A 17,257-nucleotide genomic window follows, 5' to 3' on the forward strand; every position below is an offset into this window, starting at 1 on the left:
GAAGGAAACGACGGCGGTCAGGCGTGCAGGGCCTCGTTGAGGGTCACGCCCACACCGGCGCGACGAACGGCCTCGATCGCACCCGTCACCGAGTTGCGGCGGAACAGGATGCCGTCACGCCCGGAGAGCTCGGCGCCCTTAGCGGTGGGACGGGCCCCCGACGCGGTGACCGGCTCGTCCGCGAGGACGATCTTGGACCCTGCGGTGACGTAGAGACCCGCCTCGACCACGCAGTCGTCACCCAGCGAGATGCCGATGCCGGCATTTGCGCCGAGCAGGGTACGCCGACCGATCGAGACGCGGTGGCTGCCGCCGCCCGAGAGCGTGCCCATGATCGAGGCGCCGCCGCCGATGTCGCTGCCGTCGCCGACCACGACTCCCTGCGAGATGCGGCCCTCGACCATGGACGTCCCGAGGGTGCCTGCGTTGAAGTTGACGAAGCCCTCGTGCATGACGGTGGTGCCGGAGGCGAGGTGGGCCCCCAGCCGCACGCGCGACGCGTCGGCGATGCGTACGCCTGACGGCGTGACGTAGTCGAGCAGGCGCGGGAACTTGTCGAGGCTGTGCACCTGGATGCCGTCGCGCTGCAACTGCGCGCGGCGCCGGGCCGCCTCGTCGGGGTGCATGGGTCCCGCGGTCGTCCAGGCCACGATGGGCAGGTGGCCGAAGATGCCGTCGAGGTTGACGGTGTTCGGCGCCGCGAGGCGGTGCGACAGCACGTGCAGGCGCAGGTAGGCGTCGGCGGTGGACGCCGGGGCGGCATCCAGATCGATCGTCACCGTTACGGCCTCGACCGACACGCCGCGGCGCTCGTCAGCGGATGCGGACGGCGCCCAGGCGACCATCGCCGCTGCGGCCTCGGCCGCCGCAGGACTGCCGAGCGCGGGCTCGGGGAACCAGGCGTCGAGTGTCGTTCCATCGCTGCTCGACGTCGCGAGTCCGACGCCCCATGCCCACCGTTCGTTCATGCCTTCCAGGGTATCGGTGCGGTGGCCGTCGATAGACTCGCGGCATGCCTGAGCTCGATCTGTCCCTGCCCAGCGTCGATCTGACCCGGGCCGTCTGCGACATCCCGAGCGTGTCGGACGACGAGACGACGCTCGCCGACGCGATCTTCGCCGCCGTCTCGGCCCTGCCCCACCTCGACGTCGTGCGCGACGGCGACACGATCGTGGCCCGCACCCAGCTCGGCCGCGCGCAGCGGGTCGTGATCGCCGGACACATCGACACGGTGCCGATCAACGACAACCTGCCGACGCGCCCGGTGGTCGAGGACGGGGCGCAGTATCTCTGGGGGCGCGGAACCGTCGACATGAAGGCGGGCGTCGCGGTGCAGCTCAAGCTCGCGGCCGAGCTGGTCGCGCCCCGCGTCGACATCACCTGGATGTGGTACGACCACGAGGAGGTCGCCGCCGAGCTCAACGGGCTGACCCGACTCGCCGCGAACCGCCCAGACCTCTTCGCCGGCGATTTCGCGATCCTGGGGGAGCCCTCGAACGGGCAGGTCGAGGGCGGCTGCAACGGCAACCTCCGCGCGATCGTCCGCACCCGCGGCGTGCGGGCGCACAGCGCGCGCGCATGGATCGGCGACAACGCGATCCATCGCGCAGCACCGATCCTCGCGCGCCTCGCTGATCACACCCCCGAAGAGGTCGAGGTCGAGGGCTTGGTGTACCGCGAAGGCCTCAATGCCGTGCGCGTGTCGGGTGGCGTGGCCGGCAACGTGATCCCCGACCTGTGCGAGGTCGAGGTCAACTACCGCTTCGCGCCCAGCCGCAGCATCGACGAGGCGGTCGCCGTCGTCGAGCGGTTCTTCGACGGCTACGAGGTCGAGGTGGTCGATCTCGCCGGGGGAGCACGCCCCGGCCTGGACGCGCCGCTCGCGCGCGAGTTCGTCGCTGCCGTCGGAGCGGAGCCGCGGCCGAAGTACGGCTGGACCGATGTCGCGCGGTTCTCGGCGCTGGGCGTGCCCGCCGTCAACTACGGCCCCGGCGACCCGTCTCTCGCGCACCACGACGAGGAACGTGTGCCGGTGGCGCAGATCGACGCGGTCGAGCGCGGTCTGCGAGCGTGGCTGTCGGCTCCGTGATCGACGTCGCATGACGACGCGTCGACGTTTCTGGCTGCGGCTGCCGGTGCCGGCGGCCGTCGGCCTGATCTATCTCGGCTCGCGCATCCTCACGACGGCGTTCCTTCTGATCGCCGCCGAGCTCAGCGGTCCGGCATCCCGTTTCGGCGCCGACGCGACGCTCGGCTCGCTCACGATGGGCTGGGACGCGCAGTGGTACTGGCTCATCGCCTACAGCGGGTATCCGACCGAGCTGCCCCTCGACGCGGCCGGCAACGTGGCCGAGAACGCCTGGGCGTTCATGCCGGTGTACCCGTGGATCGCGAACGCGCTCGGAGTCGTCGTCGGCGGCTACCCGATCGCCGCGCCCCTCGTCTCGGTCGTCGCGGGCTACTCGGCGTCCTGGGCGCTGTACGCCTTGCTGCGCGACCGCGTCGGGCGCAGGGCGGCGATGTGGGGCGTGGTCTTCTTCGCCGCCGGACCGATGGGGGCGCTGTTCGAGCTCGGGTACGCCGAGGCGCTGTTCCTGCTCTGGCTGTTGCTCGCTCTGCGCGCGGTGGAGCGGCGGGCGTGGTGGTGGCTGTACCTGTGGGTGCCGCTGATGGCGTTCACGCGTCCCGGAGTGCTGGCGTTCTCGCTGCTGCTGGCGCTCTACGGCATCTGGCGGTGGCTGTGCCGCGGGCGCCAGGCGTTGCCCGCCCGCGACGTGGTCCACATCGTCGTCAGCGGGCTGCTCGCCGCGGCTTGCGGGTTCGCCTGGCCGGTCATCACCGGCATCGTCACCGGCGATGCGGGTGCGTACCTGCAGACCGAACTGGCGTGGCGGCGCTCCTGGATCGGCGACCACGGAGGGTTCGTCCCGTTCGACGGCGCCGTGCGCGCCGCGGCGCTCTGGTTCGAGGTCTGGGGGCTGCCGGCCTGGCTCGGCCCGGCCGCGCTCACGGCGCTCGTCGTCGCGATCGCACTGACGCTGCTGTTCGACCGCCGTGTGCGCCGGCTCGGCGTTCCGCTGCGACTATGGTCGGCCAGCTACCTGCTGTACCTGCTCGCCGTGTTCTTCCCGCAGTCGAGCACCTTCCGCCTGCTGGTGCCCCTGTCGCCGCTCTGGGGCGCCGTCGCCGCACCGCGGTCGACCGCGTGGCGGGTCGGCGTCGCGATCGTCGGCGCCGCGGCGCAGTGGTGGTGGATCTACAACATGTACGCCCTGGGGAACACTTTCACGCAGGTCCCGTGACCTGCATGTCAACGCTGGACGTTCGCTGCACGATAAACTCTTCAGGTAGTCCTCATGATGAAAGGGAGCCGTTATGGCAGCCATGAAGCCGCGAACCGGAGACGGACCGATGGAGGCCGTGAAGGAGGGGCGCCTGATCATCGTGCGTGTCCCCCTCGAAGGCGGAGGGCGCCTGGTCGTCTCGGTCAATGATGAAGAGGCCAAGGAACTCCACAGCGTCCTGAGCGGAGTCGTCGGCGCAGCCTGACGACCACCTCTCGAGAACAGCCGGCCCCGCGGGGCCGGCTGTTCTCGTTCGCAGAGCGTGCCTCAGGCGCGCGGGACCGTCGTCAGCTGCAGCAGACCCTCGCCGACGATCGAGAGCGCGCCGAGGACGGCGGGCGAGGACTGCGTCTCACGGATGAGGGTGCGGTAGGCGCGGGTGACGTCGTCCCGACGCACCGGGTCCGCCAGGGCCCCGCCCGCGAGCACGCGGGGGACCAGGACCATGCCGCCCGGACGCACGAGGCGCAGGCCGTGCTCGACGTAGTCGATGACGCCGTCGGCGTCGGCGTCGACGAGCACGATGTCGTACGAGGCCTCGTTCATCCGCGGCAGCACGTCGGCCGCGCGGCCCGTGATGAAGCGGGCGCGTGCCGGCGGCACCTTCGCCTCGGAGAACGACTGGCGGGCCACGGCGAGGTGCTCGGGCTCGATGTCGATGGTGGTGAGCGTCGCTCGCGGCGAGCCGTGCAGCAGCCACAGGGCCGACACGCCGCCGCCCGTCCCGATCTCGACGATGTTCAGCGCACCCGTCGCCGCCGCCAGCACCGCGCACTGCGCGCCGACGGGCGGGCTCACCGGCGCTGCGCCGATCTCGAGGGCGTGAGCGCGCGCACGAGCGATGTGCTCCGGTTCCACCGTCGCTTCCATCGCGAATCTGCGGATCGCTTCCTGATCGCCCATATGTGCCTCCTCCCGCCAGCGTACGCGTCGCCGAGGCTCCGCCCCGCGAGGCGCACGGGTAATCTGGAGGGCATGTTCTTCGGCCTAGACGGGGACAAGCTGATCCTCATCGGGGTCGCAGCTGTCCTTCTCCTCGGACCCGAGCGGCTTCCGCAGCTCGCCGAGGCGCTCGCGCGTTTCACCGTGCGAGCGCGCGAGTGGGTCAACGGCGCGAAGGACCGAGTCAAGGACGAGATGGGCCCCGAGTTCTCCGAGGTCGAGTGGCGCAAGCTCGACCCCCGGCAGTACGACCCGCGGCGGATCATCCGCGACGCATTGCTCGAGGATGCTCCGGTTCCAGCGGTGCGGGCCGCCGCAGCCGGCGCGGCGATCACGACGGCGTCGGCGGTGGGGATGGATGCCGCCGGCGCGGCGCACCTGCGGTTCGACCGCGATGCGGTCGTGCCCTTCGACGACGAAGCGACCTGATCAGCGCACGTGCAGCGGCAGCGGGCGTCCGCTGAGGCCGCGACCGTCTCGCGCGATCGCGTCGGCGATGTCGACGATGGCCCGCGCGGCGGGATCGTCGGGATGCGCGACGACCACGGGCCGTCCGGCGTCGGCATCACCGCGGAGCGTGGGGCTGAGGGGCACCGAGCCCAGCAGCGGCACGTCGGCGTCGCTCGACAGCGCCGCCGCGACGGCGGCACCGCCTCCGGCGCCGAAGAGATCGAGCGTCGTTCCGTCGGGAAGGCTCATGGCCGCCATGTTCTCGACCACGCCGACCACGCGCTGCCCCGTCTGACGGGCGACCAGACCACTGCGCACGGCGACATCGGCCGCCGCGGACTGCGGTGTGGTCACGACGACGACATCCGCGTGGGGGAGCAGCTGCCCGACCGAGATCGCGACGTCGCCCGTGCCGGGCGGCATGTCGATGAGCAGCACGTCGATGTCGCCGAAGTAGACGTCGGTGAGGAACTGCGAGACCGTGCGGTGGAGCATCGGACCGCGCCAGGCGACCGCGCCGGGGGCCGCGGCGTCGCGCGGCAGGAACATCCCGATCGAGATCGTGCGCACCTCGTGCGCGATCGGGGGGAGCATGAGGCCGTCGATGCGGGTCGGCTGCGGGGGCAGACCGTCGTCGCCGACGAGCCCGAGCAGGCCGGGGATGGAGAACCCGTGGACGTCGGCGTCGATGAGCCCGACGGCGAGGCCGCGTCGGGCGAGCGCGACGGCGAGGTTCGCGGTGAGCGTCGACTTCCCGACGCCGCCCTTCCCACTGGTGATCGCGACGACCCGGGTCAACGAGTCCGGGCCGAACGGGTTCTCGCGGGCTCCACGGTCGCCGCGCAGGCGAGTGGTGAGGGCCGCGCGTTCGTCCGGCGTCATGACGCCCACGACGACGTCGACCGCCGCGACGCCCGGGACCGAGAGCGCGGCCGAGCGGACGTCGCGTTCGATGCGGTCAGCGGCGGGGCAACCCACGATCGTGAGCGCGATGCCGACGCGCGCGCGGCCATCGGCGAGCTCGATCTCGCGCACCATGTCGAGGTCGCCGAGAGGCTGCCGCAGCTCGGGGTCGCGCACCGCCGAGACGGCCGCGCGGACCGCCTCGGCCGTCATCGGGCGTCCGGCCGATCGTCGGCGTCGATGCGCTCGAGCGCGGTCTTGAGCTCGGCACGCAGAGCCTCTTTCGTGACCAGCCCGTCGGTCAGGTCCGAGATCGCCAGGCGCAGGGCCACGACCTCGCGTGCGAGGTACTCGGTGTCGGCGAGGTTGCGCTCGGCGCGCTGACGATCCTGCTCGATCTGCACGCGATCGCGGTCGTCCTGGCGATTCTGCGCGAGCAGGATGAGCGGGGCCGCATACGACGCCTGCAGCGACAGCACCAGCGTCAGAGCGGTGAACCCGAGGTCGGCCGAGTCGAATTGGACCTGCTCGGGCGCCAGGGTGTTCCACGCGATCCACAGGATGCAGAACAGCGACAGCATCCCGAGGAACTGCGGCGTGCCCATCGCACGGGCGACCCACTCGGTGAAGCGCCCGAACCGGTCGCGCGAGGGCTGCGGGGTCCGCGTTCCGAGCACGACCGAGCGACGACCCCGGGGCGCCTCGAGGGAGACCTTCTTGGGTGAGCGCGCCATCATCGTCTTCCTCGCAGGGCCGCGGCTTCCTGCGGCTCGACGTCTTGCGAGCGCCAGTCGTCGGGCAGGAGATGGTCGAGCACGTCGTCGACGCTGACCACGCCGACGAGGCGGTGGGCCTGGTCGATCACGGGCACAGAGACGAGGTTGTAGCTCGCGAGCATGCGCGCGACTTCGGCCGCCGACGACGACGCCGCGACGGGGTCGACGGTGTCGTCGATGATGGATCCCAGTCGTTCGTGCGGCGGGTACCGCAGCATCCGTTGGAAGTGGACGGTTCCCAGGAGCCGGCCGGTCGGCGTCTCGTACGGCGGAAGGGTCACGAAGACCGACGCGGCGAGGGCGGGATGCAGTTCGTGGCGGCGGATCAGCGCCAGCGCCTCGGCGACCGTGGCCTCGGCCGACAGCACGATCGGATCGCTCGTCATGAGACCACCCGCGGTGTCGGGGCCGTACTCGAGGAGCGCACGGACGTCCTCGGCCTCCTCAGGCTCCATGAGGTCGAGGAGCTGCTCGACACGGCCTTCGGGCAGCTGCCCGAGCAGGTCCGCCGCATCGTCGGGCTCCATGGCGTCGAGGATGTCGGCGGCGCGCTCGTCGCCGAGCCGTTCGAGGATGTGCACCTGATCGTCCTCCGGCATCTCCTCGAGCGCATCGGCGAGGCGGTCGTCGGGCAGTTCCTCGGCGACCTCGAGCAGCCGGTCCTCGGGAAGGTCCAGGAGGGTGTTCGCGAGGTCGGCGGGCTTGAGCTCGGAGTACGTCGCCACGAGCTGCTCTGCGGACTGCGCCTCTCCGGCGGTCTGGTCCTCGCGGACCTCGGCCCAGGTCGCGAACGTCGTGGGCCCCTTCGCGAACGGCGAGGCGCTCGTCTTGGGCCGGCGCAGGAACAGCTGGCCGATGTCCCAGTCGCCCAGACGGTTGCGCTCGATCGCGACGTCCTCGATCACGCCTCCGCCGGATCCGTCGCGCAGATAGACCTTGCGGCCCAGCAGCTCGGCCATCACGCGCACCTCGCCGCCGCGCTGCTGGAACCGTCGCACGTTGATGAGGCCCGTCGTGATCACCTGCCCGGTCGCGATCGAGGTCACGCGGCCGATCGAGAGGAAGACGTGTCGTCGCCCCGGGATCTCGACGACGAGGCCGATGACGCGCGGAGGGTCGGCCTTGCGGAAGATGACGACGACGTCTCTCACCTTCCCCAGCCGGTCGCCAGCGGGATCGAAGACCACGCAACCCACCAGGCGCGCGACGAAAACCCTCTGCGTACTCACCGCTCCAGCGTAGTCGGCGACCGGCAGGTGGGCCCGTGACAAGATGGGGTGATGAGCATGATGGGCGGAACGCCCCCGGTCACGGGCGAGAAGGTCGCCGAGTTCGCGTCCTACGAGGCTGCGCAGAAGGCGGTGTCGACGCTCATCGCCGCCGACATCCCGGCCCGCGAGATCGCGATCGTCGGTTTCGGCCTGCGGTCCGTCGAGACGGTCACCGGCCGGCTCGGGTACGCCACCGCCGCCCGGACGGGTGCGATCAACGGCATCCTGCTCGGCCTCATCTTCTCGCTGATCTTCGTCTTCGGCACCCCGGATGCCGCGCTGCAGCTGTTCCTCGGCGTGATGCTCGTGGGCGTCGCGATCGGCATGATGATGAGCCTCGTGATGTTCGCCCTCGTCCGGCGGCGCCGCGACTTCGCCTCGGTGACGCAGGTGACCGCCGATCATTACGAGGTGACGGTGCAGGCGGCCAACGTGCAACGCGCTCGGGGCGCGCTCAACGTCGCGCCCGCGCGTCCTGCTGCCCCGGCCCCCACGGTGCCCGACGGCCCGCCCCGATACGGCGAGCGGATCGACCCGGTACCGGCTCCGCCGACCGAGCGGCCCGCCCCGGGCCCCGCCGCTCCGGGTTCGACGCCCGCGGCGCCGCCGGCCACCTCTCCCGCCGGCGGGTCTGCGCCGGTGCAGCCTCCCGCCACCGGACCGGTACCCGGCGGCGAGGCGCCCGGCCCCGAACTGCCCACGGCACCCGAGCCGCTGCCGGGAGACGACACACGGCGATGACTCCCGCGGTTTCGGTCGCGCTGCCGACCGGAACGGTGAGCGTCCCGCTCATCTGGAACCACGCTGACGACCCCGAGGCGTGCGTCGTCCTCGCGCACGGCGCCGGCGCCGGGCCGGAGCATCCCTTCCTCGACGGGTTCGCCGCGCGGTGCGCCTCGACCGGGCTCACCGTCGTCCGGTTCCCATTCCCCTACGTTGTCGCCGGTCGGCGGCTGCCCGGCCCCGCGGCTCACGCGGTCGCGACGTGGCGAACCGTCTTCGAGGCGGTGCGCGGCACGGCATCCGGTCTGTCCATCATCGCGGCCGGGAAATCGTACGGCGGACGGATGGCATCGGTCGCGGCCGCGGAGGGGGCCATCTCGCCCGATGGGCTCGTCTACCTCGGGTACCCGCTGCACCCGCCGGGGCGCCCGGATCGCCCGCGCACGGAGCACCTCCCGTTCGTCGAGCAGCCGCAGCTGTTCGTGTCGGGCACGCGGGATCCTTTCGTGGACCCGCTGACGGATCTCGAGGCCGCCGTGGCCGCGTGTCAGGATGCGCAGCTGCAGTGGGTCGAGGGTGGTCGCCACTCGTTCGAGACCGCCGGCGGGCCGCGCGACGCGTCGGTCGTCGGCGCCGGGATCGCCGATCTCGCCCGCGCCTGGATCAGCGCACGCTCGCGACGGTGATCAGCGGCCGGCGGCGTACCCCTGCGCACCGCGCGGGTTGGCCGCCGCCCACACCGTTCCGCCGTCACGGTCGACGCCCACCGCCGAGATTCGGCCGAGAGCCCAGTCACCCGCTCGGGTGACCGCGTGACCGCGCACGGTGAGCGCGGCGATGACGTCGTCGCCGATCCGGTCTTCCACGACGGCGCCGGCGGGCGTCCAGGTGCGGGGCCAGAAGGAGTCGATCATGGCGGTCGTATGCAGGGTCGGCGCATCGATCGCCGCCTGGGCGTTCCAACCGCCGACCAGGACGCGCAGCAGGAACGGAAGCTGCCACTGGTCCTGCTGATCACCGCCGGGCGTGCCGAGCGCGATGTCGGCGCGGTCGCCGCTCATCACGAGGGTGGGCGACAGCGTGGTCCGCGGGCGGAAGCCGGGGCGCAGCGCGGCGGGGGAGTCCTCGTCCAGCCAGGCCATCTGCAGACGCGTGCCGAGGGCGAACCCGAGCTCGGGGATCGTCGGCGAGGACTGCAGCCACCCGCCCGACGGTGTGACCGCGACGATATTCCCCCACCGGTCGACGACGTCGATGTGGCACGTGTCGCCGCGGGTCTGGCCCGAGCGGGCGACGGTCGGTTCGCCGGTGCCGGCGGCCGCGGGGCGCGCGTCGGTGCGCAAGGGCGGGCGATGGGGCTCGCGTCCGCGCGTCGATCCGGGTCGCCATTCGACCGAGGCATCCGTGCCGATGAGGTCGCGTCGCTCCGCAAGATACGCCGGGTCGAGCAGGTCCGCCACGTCGACGCCGTCCCCGAAGTAGGCGTCCCGATCCGCCAGCGCGAGCTTCAGCGCCTCCAGCACGAGATGGGCGCCGTCCGCCGTGCCCGGGTCGAGCGCTTCGTCGGGGATCCCATCGAGGATCCCCAACGCCTGCAGCAGCACCGGGCCCTGGGTCCAGGCGCCCGGCTTGACGATCGTGCGGCCTCGGAACCGGCATACCAGCGGCTCGTCGTAGCCGGCGGAGAATGCGGCGAAGTCGGACGCCCTGATGACGCCCGCGTGATCCCCGCCCGTGGCGTGCCGATGCGGCGTGGCGACGAAGGCGGATGCCGCCCGGGCGACGAGCCCCGTCTTCCACTCGGTGCGCGCGGCCTCGATGCGTGCGATGCGATCCGCAGCGCCCGTTCCCGCCGCGACGAGGCCGTCGTACATGTCGGCCAGGGCCGGGTTGCGGTGGAGGTCGCCGGCCTGCGGGGGTCGTCCGTCGCGCAGCCACAATGCCGCTGACGTCGGCCAGGACTCGGTGAAGAGATCGGCGACGCGGGCGATCGTCGCGGCGGCGGAGGCGAGCAGCGGGTGGCCGTCCCGGGCGTAACCGATCGCATAGGCCAGGACGTCGGCGAGCTCCCAGGTGCCGTAGTCGCGCAGCAGGATGAGCCACGCATCCACGGCGCCGGGTACCGCCGCAGCCAGCGCACCCGCGCCCGGCACGAGCTCGAGACCTTCGCCGCGGAAATGCTCGATCGTCGCCGCGGCCGGTGCCGGCCCCTGGCCCATGAGCACGCGCGGTTCGCGATCGGCGGCGGCGTGAAAGAGCCCCACGAGGTCTCCGCCCGGACCGTTCAGGTGCGGCTCGACCACCTGCAGCACGAACCCCCCGGCCACGGCGGCGTCGAAGGCGTTCCCCCCGCGCTCGAGGACCGCCTGCGACGCGGCGGTCGCCAACCAGTGCGTCGACGCGGTCATCCCGAAGGTGCCCGTCAACAGCGGGCGCGTCGTCAGGGGCGGGGCGGCGGAGAAGGCGGGGCTCACGAGGCGAGACGCGCGATCCAGGCCTCGACCTCGTCGGCCGTGCGCGGGATGTCGGCCGAGAGATTCACCGGCCCCGTCTCGGTCATGAGGATGTCGTCCTCGATGCGCACGCCGATCCCCCGATACTCCTCGGGCACGGTGAGGTCGTCGATCTGGAAGTACAGGCCGGGCTCGATCGTGAAGACCATGCCGGGCTCGAGGACGCCGTCGTAGTACATCTCGCGCCGGGCCTGCGCGCAGTCGTGGACGTCGATGCCGAGGTGGTGGCTCGTTCCGTGCACCATGTAGCGGCGGTGCTGACCGCCGCGGTCGGCTTCGAGGGCTTCCTCGGCCGTGACCGGGAGGAGGCCCCACTCGGCGACGCGGTGGGCGATGACGCCCATGGCCGCCTCGTGGATCGAACGGAAGGTCACCCCCGGACGCGCCGCCGCGAAGGCGGTGTCAGCCGCCTCGCGCACGGTCTCGTAGACGCGGCGCTGGATGTCGGTGAAGCGTCCCGAGACGGGGAGGGTGCGCGTGATGTCGGCGGTGTAGAGGCTGTCGACCTCGACGCCCGCGTCGATGAGGATGAGGTCGCCCGGGACGACGGGTCCGTCGTTGCGGGTCCAGTGGAGGTAGCACGCGTGCGGTCCTGATGCCGCGATGGTGTCGTACCCCTCGCCGTTGCCGTCGGTGCGCGCGCGCAGGTGGAACACGCCTTCGACGGCCCGTTCTCCGCGGGGGGTGGCGATGATGCGCGGCAGGTCGGCGACGATGTCGTCGAAACCCCGGCCGGTCGCGGCGACGGCGGCGCGCATCTGCTCGACCTCGTAAGCGTCCTTCGTCAGACGCAGTTCCGAGACCGCACGCGTGAGGTCGGCATCGTCCTCGAGCACCAGGTCGTCCGCGCGCAGCTCCACCTCGTCGAGGTGAGCCGTGGCGATCCCCAGGTCGGCGGCGACGGCGGCCAGCGCGGGACGCGGACCGATCCAGAACTCTCCGACCGAGGCATCCGCGTAGAACTCGGGTGTCGTGCGGTCGGCGCGATCACGGACGAACAGCGTCACGTCGTGACCGGAGGGCGTCGGGTCGAAGACGAGCACGGAGTCGGGAACGGCGTCGCTGCCCCAGCCCGTCAGATGAGCGAACGCGGAGTGGGCGCGGAACGGATAATCGGTGTCGTTCGAGCGCTGCTTGGGTGAGCCGGCGGGGATCACCAGTCGGCGGCCGGGGAAGGCCGTCGAGAGCCGTTCACGGCGCGCCGCAGCGAACGGCGCCTGTGCGCGCGGCGAGACGGTCACCTCGGCGCGGTCGGCCCATCCCTCGGAGATCGTGTCGAGGAATCCGCGCGGGAACGGCTGACGCCGGTTGGTGTTCTCGTCCGTCGCCTCGGGGGCAGCGGCCTCGGTTCCGGTCGTGTCGGTCTCGCTCGTGCTCATGCCTCCAGTCTCGCACCCGACGGCGCGGAGCGGCGGTCTCAGCGGCGCGTGTACTGGACGACGAGCGGCCGATGGTCGCTGCCGCTGTGATCGAGGGACGACAGGACGACCGACCCGGTGGGCCGCCACGACGACGTGGCCATGACGTGGTCGATCGGCGCCCCGAGCGGCGCCGGCAGCGCCGTCGGCCACGTGCCGATGCCGCCGTTGCCGGTCTGCTTCGACGCATCGTGGCACCGGCCGAGATCGGCGTCATCGACGCCGAGGCGCGCCATGTGGTCGAGCGTCGCGTTGAAGTCGCCGGCCATGATGACGTCGTCCGTCGCGCACTGGTCCGCGAGCCACTGCAGGTCGCTGCGCCACCCGTCCATCGCGGAGGTGCGCGGAGCGACCGCGTGCACGGCGACGACGATGGGACCGTCGCCGTCGACCGGCATCGCGACCGCGCTGGGCACGATCGTCGTGTTCGAGGTGCCGCCCGCCTCGGACTCGATCACCGCGTAATCGCCGAGCTCGGGCGAGATGAGCAGCGCGGTCGAGTTGGCGTCCCAGGTGTCGGGCCCCTCGTACCGGTCGACGTGCGCCCACATCGGTGTGCCGCGCTCACCCATCGCGACGGCCACCGCGCGGCCGGTCTCCATGGTGGTCTCGGGTAGGGCGACGATGTCGGCCTGCATCGCGACCGCCGTCTCGGCGATCGTCTCGGCGTCCGTCGCCGGTCCGGCGGTGTTCCAGGTCATCACGCGGATGCTGTCGGCGTCCTTCTCGGGCAGCGTCTCGGCGCCGAGCCCGCGGGTCGCGAGGATGCCGGCGCCGGTGCCGGCCGCGACGAGCGAGATCAGAGCGACCCACAGGCAGAAGGCGCGGATGCGACGGGCGAGGCCGAAGAGGAGGAAGAGCAGGGCGACCGCCGCGAAGCCTCCGACGAGCAGGGGGCGCAACGACACCGCCTGGGCGAAGGGGAACTCGCGCTCGAGCCGGAACAGCTGCGGCCACGTGACGACCGCAGCGGCGGCTGCGAACAGCGCGACGATGAGGGCTCCGAGCACGCGCTTCACGCCTCGACTCTAGGAGAGCCACCCTGGATGATCGCCGGGCGCGGCTACGCTGTGGTGAATGGAGACGACGGCGCGCGCGCACGCATTCAGCGGGCCGAGCGACCTGCACCTGCACTCCCTGCGATCGGACGGCACCGAGCCGCCCGCCGCCGTCGTCCTGGCCGCGCACCGGCACGGGCTGCGCACGATCGCGCTGACCGATCACGACACGACCGCCGGGTGGGCCGAGGCCGCCGAGGCGACCGCGTCGCTCGGGATGACGCTCCTGCCCGGCATGGAACTGAGCGCCCGGCACGAGTGGCGCACGGTGCACCTGCTGGCGTACCTGTTCGATCCGGATCACCCCCGGCTGCGCGCCGAGATGGAACGCATCCGCGAGGACCGCGTGGGCCGCGCCGAGCGCATCGTGCGCAGCATCGCGCGTGAGCACGATCTGTCATGGGACGACGTCGTCGCCCAGACGGGAGCCGGTGCAACGGTCGGTCGACCGCACATCGCGGACGCTCTCGTCGCACGGGGTCTCGCCGTCGACCGGGCCGAGGCGTTCGCCGGCATCCTGCACCCGAGTCAGGGGCACTTCACCCCGCACTACGCGCCGGACCCCGTCACGGCGGTCTCGCTCGTCGTCGCCGCCGGGGGAGTGCCGATCCTCGCGCACCCCTCGCCGAGCGGTCGCGAACGCATGATGGCGCCCGCGGTGCTGCGCGAGCTGGTCGCGCAGGGACTGGCGGGCTTCGAGATCGAGCACCGCGAGAACACCCCGGACGGCAAGCGGGCGCTGCGCGCGCTCGCCACCGAGATGGATCTGATCGTGACCGGCTCGAGCGACTACCACGGTCTGGGCAAGCCCAACCTGCCCGGCGAGAACACCACGGCGGACGACATGGTGGCGCGGATCATCGCCCGGGGAAGCGGAACGGCGCCCGTCTACGCATAGACGGGCGCCGTTCGACGCGAAGCCGGTTCAGCCGGCGGCCGGGGCGGCGGGGCCGCCGGCACCCGAGCCGCGGCGGCGGCGACGGCGACGCGGCGCCGTCTTGCCGTCGCGGTGCTCGCTGCCGCCCCCGTCGTGCGTGCCCGCTCCTGCCGGGGCATCTTCCGTCGCAGTGCCGTCGCCGGAGGTCGCAGCGGCCGGCGCGGAGTCGTTGCCACCGCGCGAACGCCGACGACGCGGACGCTGGCCCGCGTCGTCGGCGGTGTCGCTCGGCACCGTCTTCACGCTCTGCGTCGTGGGCAGCTTGCGCAGACGGCCCTTCGTGCCGGCCGGGATCGCGAGGTCTTCGAACAGGTGCGGGCTCGACGAGTAGGTCTCGACGGGCTCGGGCTGCCCGAACTCCAGCGCACGGTTGATCAGGGCCCACTTGTGCAGGTCGTCCCAGTCGACGAAGGTCACCGCGATGCCGGTGCGACCGGCGCGACCGGTGCGACCGGCGCGGTGCAGGTACGCCTTCTCGTCATCGGGGATCGTGTGGTTGATGACGTGGGTGACGTCGTCGACGTCGATGCCGCGCGCGGCGACATCCGTGGCGATCAGCACGTCCTTCTTGCCGGCCTTGAAGCCCGCCATCGAACGCTCGCGTGCCTCCTGGCTCATGTCACCGTGGACCGCGCCCGCGTTGAAGCCGCGGTCGTTGAGCTCGTCGACGAGCTTCTGGGCCGCGCGCTTGGTGCGCGTGAAGATGACGGTCTTGCCCCGGCCCTCGGCCTGGAGGATGCGCGCGATGATCTCATCCTTGTCGAGCGAGTGCGCCCGGTAGACGAGGTGCTTGATGTTCGCCTGGGTCAGGCCCTCGTCGGGGTCGGTCGCGCGGATGTGGATCGGGTTCGACATGAACCGGCGAGCCAGGGCGACGATGGGGCCCGGCATGGTGGCCGAGTAGAGCATCGTGTGGCGGACGGGCGCGACCTTCTGGAAGATCTTCTCGATGTCGGGGAGGAACCCGAGGTCGAGCATCTTGTCGGCCTCGTCGAGCACGACCTCGGTGGCATTCGACAGATCGAGCAGTCGCTGCCCGGCGAGGTCGATGAGGCGGCCGGGGGTTCCGACGACGATCTGCGCGCCGGCCTTGAGCTGGTCGATCTGGCCTTCGTACGCCTTGCCGCCGTAGATCGCCACGACGCTCGTCGAGCGGTTGCGCGTGAGCATGTCCATGTCCTCGAAGACCTGCACCGCGAGCTCGCGCGTGGGGACGACGATGAGCGCCTTGACGCCGGGCGCGGGATCGAGACCCAGACGCTGGACGACCGGGATGCCGAAGCCGAAGGTCTTGCCGGTACCGGTCTTCGCCTGGCCGATGATGTCCTGGCCGGGGAGGCCGAGGGGGATGGTCTGCTCCTGGATCGGGAACGCGTCGACGATCCCCTTCTCGGCGAGGGCGTCGACGATGTCCTGGTCGACGCCGAGGTCAGCGAAAGTGGTCATGGATGACATGCCTGTCTGGCGGTGAGAAGCCGCCGGGTGAACGAGTCCACGCCTTTCACTCAGCCACAGGCGCGGGGCCCCAGTCCGATGCCGGGGCGCATCCAGCCTAGCGCGACCCTAGGCTGGAGCCGTGGTGAGCTGGTTCTTCAAACGCAGGCGTCCCGTGGGACGAACGCTTCGGCTGCGTTCGCGCGGCGACTACGGCGATGTCCGCCGCGTCGATTTCGAGGAGCTCGCGCCCGACGTCGACACCTTCCTCGGTCAGGCCGCCTATCTGCAGCTGGGCTATTTCGAGACGCTCAGCGACCTCATCGCGTCGACGCCCGAGCTCTCGCAGAAGGAGTCCCTGTCGCTCGCGGCGGGGACGGCCCTGTTGAAGCATCGCGAGCTGGTCGGGGTGATCCGCGACCGCGGTGCCGACCCGCTCGAGCTCATGCTCCCGTTCCGCGAGCCCCTCGACGCGTTCCGGCGTGCGACGCACGGGGCGCGCCCCCTCGAGACGATGCTCTCGGTGCACGTGACGGCCGGGATGCTGGATGACTTCTACCTCGCGCTCTCGGCGAGTTACGGCGACACGGGTCGTCAGGTCGCGGTGATCCTGCGCGCCCACGACGACCGCAGCGCGCTCGTGCGCATCATCACCGAGGCGATCGCGTCGGATGAGCAGTGGCGCGGACTGCTGTCTCTATGGGGACGCCGACTCGTCGGCGACACGTTGCTCATCGCGCGCGCCGCCCTGCGGTCGACCTCACTCGAGCCGGCGAACGAGAAGCGCGTCGAGCCGACCTACGCCGACGTGATGGCGGCCCACGCGCGCCGGATGGCGGCGATGGGCCTCGAGGCCTGACAGCCGGCCGCCGCGCGGATCAGCCGATACGCAGGCGCCGACGCTCGTGCTCGTCGTGCGCGGCGCGCACACGCGTGAGCACGACGAGCACGAGCGGAACGACGACGGCGGGGGCGAGGACCGCGACGATCCAGATGACCGGGTCGGCGATGCCGAGGCCCGTCCAGGTCAGGATCGTCCAAGCCGCCCCGGACACCACGGCCCCGACGACGGGGGCGAGGGCGGCACCTCGTGCATCGCGTCCCGGCACGAGCAGCTCGGCGGCGAGGCCGATGACCGCCCCGAGGATCAGCGCGAGCAGGATGTGCACGGGTCAGGCCACGAAGCCCACGCGACGGGTCTGGTCGGTGCCGACCTCGACGAAGGCGATCCCGGCGGTCGGGATGATGTACGAGCTGCCCTTGGCGTCGGTCAGCTCGACGAAGGCGGCGTCGGAGGACAGCGCCTCGGAGATCTTCGCGCGGACGGCGTCGGCCGAGTCGTTCGACTCCAGGCTGAGCTCGCGTCCGGTGTGGCTGATGCCGATACGAATCTCCACGAAAAATCTCCTCCTCCGCGACCGTCCGTCGGGCGCTCTTCGACTCTACGACACCCGTCGGGGCCGGCAGCGGGCATGGTCACGCCCTGGG

Annotated in this window: 19 protein-coding genes; 8 read left to right on the forward strand and 11 right to left on the reverse strand. The window is 71.7% G+C overall.

Annotated elements, in window-relative coordinates; genetic code table 11:
• Positions 1–17 precede the first annotated feature (17 nt).
• Positions 18–968: a 2,3,4,5-tetrahydropyridine-2,6-dicarboxylate N-succinyltransferase gene (dapD, locus tag PUW82_RS08615; RefSeq protein ID WP_274221899.1), complete on the reverse strand. Its 951-nt coding sequence runs from the start codon at positions 966–968 to the stop codon at positions 18–20.
• 44 nt (positions 969–1,012) lie between these two features.
• Here dapD and dapE point away from each other — a divergent pair, with 44 nt between their 5' ends.
• The 3 genes from dapE (at position 1,013) to PUW82_RS08630 (ending at position 3,549) form a co-directional block, all read left to right on the forward strand.
• Positions 1,013–2,089, forward strand: a complete 1,077-nt coding sequence (gene dapE / locus PUW82_RS08620) for a succinyl-diaminopimelate desuccinylase (RefSeq protein WP_274221900.1) — start codon at positions 1,013–1,015, stop codon at positions 2,087–2,089.
• A 10-nt stretch (positions 2,090–2,099) separates the two neighbouring features.
• Positions 2,100–3,302, forward strand: a complete 1,203-nt coding sequence (locus tag PUW82_RS08625; protein ID WP_274221901.1) for a putative hexosyltransferase — start codon at positions 2,100–2,102, stop codon at positions 3,300–3,302.
• A 73-nt stretch (positions 3,303–3,375) separates the two neighbouring features.
• Positions 3,376–3,549, forward strand: a complete 174-nt coding sequence (locus tag PUW82_RS08630) for a DUF3117 domain-containing protein (protein WP_023950528.1) — start codon at positions 3,376–3,378, stop codon at positions 3,547–3,549.
• Between the two features lie 62 nt (positions 3,550–3,611).
• Here the strand turns inward: PUW82_RS08630 and PUW82_RS08635 are convergent, their stop codons facing one another.
• The gene (locus PUW82_RS08635) at positions 3,612–4,247 is read right to left on the reverse strand and encodes an O-methyltransferase (protein WP_274221902.1); all 636 of its coding nucleotides are present in this window, start codon (positions 4,245–4,247) and stop codon (positions 3,612–3,614) included.
• Positions 4,248–4,319: 72 nt separating this feature from the next.
• On the opposite strand from PUW82_RS08635, the gene PUW82_RS08640 reads away from it, so the two are divergent.
• Positions 4,320–4,715 (forward strand): twin-arginine translocase TatA/TatE family subunit, encoded by a 396-nt coding sequence (locus PUW82_RS08640; RefSeq protein ID WP_274221903.1) that lies wholly within the window; start codon positions 4,320–4,322, stop codon positions 4,713–4,715.
• On the opposite strand, the gene PUW82_RS08645 is transcribed toward PUW82_RS08640, so the two are convergent.
• From PUW82_RS08645 to PUW82_RS08655, 3 genes are read right to left on the reverse strand one after another with little or no spacing between them, the layout of a single operon-like run.
• Positions 4,716–5,852, reverse strand: a complete 1,137-nt coding sequence (locus PUW82_RS08645) for an Mrp/NBP35 family ATP-binding protein (protein WP_274221904.1) — start codon at positions 5,850–5,852, stop codon at positions 4,716–4,718. It abuts the gene before it with no gap.
• On the reverse strand, positions 5,849–6,373 hold the full coding sequence (locus PUW82_RS08650) for a DUF1003 domain-containing protein (protein ID WP_274221905.1): 525 nt from the start codon (positions 6,371–6,373) through the stop codon (positions 5,849–5,851). The genes PUW82_RS08645 and PUW82_RS08650 overlap by 4 nt, the downstream gene beginning before the upstream one ends.
• Positions 6,373–7,644, reverse strand: a complete 1,272-nt coding sequence (locus PUW82_RS08655) for a magnesium transporter MgtE N-terminal domain-containing protein (protein WP_274221906.1) — start codon at positions 7,642–7,644, stop codon at positions 6,373–6,375. The genes PUW82_RS08650 and PUW82_RS08655 overlap by 1 nt, the downstream gene beginning before the upstream one ends.
• A gap of 51 nt (positions 7,645–7,695) precedes the next feature.
• Between PUW82_RS08655 and PUW82_RS08660 the strand changes: the two genes are divergently transcribed.
• Positions 7,696–8,427: a YflT domain-containing protein gene (locus PUW82_RS08660; RefSeq protein ID WP_274221907.1), complete on the forward strand. Its 732-nt coding sequence runs from the start codon at positions 7,696–7,698 to the stop codon at positions 8,425–8,427.
• Positions 8,424–9,095 (forward strand): alpha/beta hydrolase family protein, encoded by a 672-nt coding sequence (locus PUW82_RS08665; protein WP_274221908.1) that lies wholly within the window; start codon positions 8,424–8,426, stop codon positions 9,093–9,095. Before PUW82_RS08660 ends, PUW82_RS08665 begins: the two co-directional genes overlap by 4 nt.
• Here PUW82_RS08665 and PUW82_RS08670 read toward each other — a convergent pair whose 3' ends face one another.
• From PUW82_RS08670 to PUW82_RS08680, 3 genes are all read right to left on the reverse strand, one after another.
• On the reverse strand, positions 9,096–10,817 hold the full coding sequence (locus PUW82_RS08670; protein ID WP_274222934.1) for a gamma-glutamyltransferase family protein: 1,722 nt from the start codon (positions 10,815–10,817) through the stop codon (positions 9,096–9,098). It abuts the gene before it with no gap.
• A gap of 62 nt (positions 10,818–10,879) precedes the next feature.
• Positions 10,880–12,301, reverse strand: a complete 1,422-nt coding sequence (locus PUW82_RS08675; RefSeq protein ID WP_274221909.1) for an aminopeptidase P family protein — start codon at positions 12,299–12,301, stop codon at positions 10,880–10,882.
• Positions 12,302–12,339: 38 nt separating this feature from the next.
• Positions 12,340–13,359, reverse strand: coding sequence for an endonuclease/exonuclease/phosphatase family protein (locus PUW82_RS08680; RefSeq protein WP_274221910.1), 1,020 nt, complete (start codon positions 13,357–13,359; stop codon positions 12,340–12,342).
• A 58-nt stretch (positions 13,360–13,417) separates the two neighbouring features.
• Here PUW82_RS08680 and PUW82_RS08685 point away from each other — a divergent pair, with 58 nt between their 5' ends.
• Positions 13,418–14,296 (forward strand): PHP domain-containing protein, encoded by an 879-nt coding sequence (locus PUW82_RS08685; protein ID WP_274221911.1) that lies wholly within the window; start codon positions 13,418–13,420, stop codon positions 14,294–14,296.
• A 27-nt stretch (positions 14,297–14,323) separates the two neighbouring features.
• Here PUW82_RS08685 and PUW82_RS08690 read toward each other — a convergent pair whose 3' ends face one another.
• Complete coding sequence (locus PUW82_RS08690) at positions 14,324–15,781, reverse strand: DEAD/DEAH box helicase (RefSeq protein WP_274221912.1); 1,458 nt, start codon at positions 15,779–15,781, stop codon at positions 14,324–14,326.
• Between the two features lie 130 nt (positions 15,782–15,911).
• Here PUW82_RS08690 and PUW82_RS08695 point away from each other — a divergent pair, with 130 nt between their 5' ends.
• Positions 15,912–16,628, forward strand: a complete 717-nt coding sequence (locus tag PUW82_RS08695) for a ferritin-like fold-containing protein (protein ID WP_274221913.1) — start codon at positions 15,912–15,914, stop codon at positions 16,626–16,628.
• A gap of 19 nt (positions 16,629–16,647) precedes the next feature.
• Here PUW82_RS08695 and PUW82_RS08700 read toward each other — a convergent pair whose 3' ends face one another.
• Together PUW82_RS08700 and PUW82_RS08705 are read right to left on the reverse strand one after the other, a co-directional pair.
• Positions 16,648–16,938: a hypothetical protein gene (locus tag PUW82_RS08700; RefSeq protein ID WP_274221914.1), complete on the reverse strand. Its 291-nt coding sequence runs from the start codon at positions 16,936–16,938 to the stop codon at positions 16,648–16,650.
• Positions 16,939–16,941: 3 nt separating this feature from the next.
• Positions 16,942–17,166, reverse strand: coding sequence for a DUF3107 domain-containing protein (locus tag PUW82_RS08705; protein ID WP_210004234.1), 225 nt, complete (start codon positions 17,164–17,166; stop codon positions 16,942–16,944).
• Between the last annotated feature and the right edge of the window lie 91 nt (positions 17,167–17,257).

This window comes from Microbacterium thalli (assembly GCF_028737325.1).
GTDB classification, from domain to species: domain Bacteria; phylum Actinomycetota; class Actinomycetes; order Actinomycetales; family Microbacteriaceae; genus Microbacterium; species Microbacterium thalli.

Bases quoted from the DNA above. Each gene is read 5' to 3' on its own strand.
- PUW82_RS08630 (WP_023950528.1), top strand. From the start codon at position 3,376: ATGGCAGCCATGAAGCCGCGAACCGGAGACGGACCGATGGAGGCCGTG.
- dapD (WP_274221899.1), bottom strand. From the start codon at position 968: ATGAACGAACGGTGGGCATGGGGCGTCGGACTCGCGACGTCGAGCAGC.
- PUW82_RS08660 (WP_274221907.1), top strand. From the start codon at position 7,696: ATGAGCATGATGGGCGGAACGCCCCCGGTCACGGGCGAGAAGGTCGCC.
- PUW82_RS08650 (WP_274221905.1), bottom strand. From the start codon at position 6,373: ATGGCGCGCTCACCCAAGAAGGTCTCCCTCGAGGCGCCCCGGGGTCGT.
- PUW82_RS08625 (WP_274221901.1), top strand. From the start codon at position 2,100: ATGACGACGCGTCGACGTTTCTGGCTGCGGCTGCCGGTGCCGGCGGCC.
- PUW82_RS08640 (WP_274221903.1), top strand. From the start codon at position 4,320: ATGTTCTTCGGCCTAGACGGGGACAAGCTGATCCTCATCGGGGTCGCA.
- PUW82_RS08645 (WP_274221904.1), bottom strand. From the start codon at position 5,852: ATGACGGCCGAGGCGGTCCGCGCGGCCGTCTCGGCGGTGCGCGACCCC.
- PUW82_RS08670 (WP_274222934.1), bottom strand. From the start codon at position 10,817: ATGACCGCGTCGACGCACTGGTTGGCGACCGCCGCGTCGCAGGCGGTC.
- PUW82_RS08675 (WP_274221909.1), bottom strand. From the start codon at position 12,301: ATGAGCACGAGCGAGACCGACACGACCGGAACCGAGGCCGCTGCCCCC.
- PUW82_RS08635 (WP_274221902.1), bottom strand. From the start codon at position 4,247: ATGGGCGATCAGGAAGCGATCCGCAGATTCGCGATGGAAGCGACGGTG.
- dapE (WP_274221900.1), top strand. From the start codon at position 1,013: ATGCCTGAGCTCGATCTGTCCCTGCCCAGCGTCGATCTGACCCGGGCC.
- PUW82_RS08685 (WP_274221911.1), top strand. From the start codon at position 13,418: ATGGAGACGACGGCGCGCGCGCACGCATTCAGCGGGCCGAGCGACCTG.
- PUW82_RS08690 (WP_274221912.1), bottom strand. From the start codon at position 15,781: ATGACCACTTTCGCTGACCTCGGCGTCGACCAGGACATCGTCGACGCC.
- PUW82_RS08665 (WP_274221908.1), top strand. From the start codon at position 8,424: ATGACTCCCGCGGTTTCGGTCGCGCTGCCGACCGGAACGGTGAGCGTC.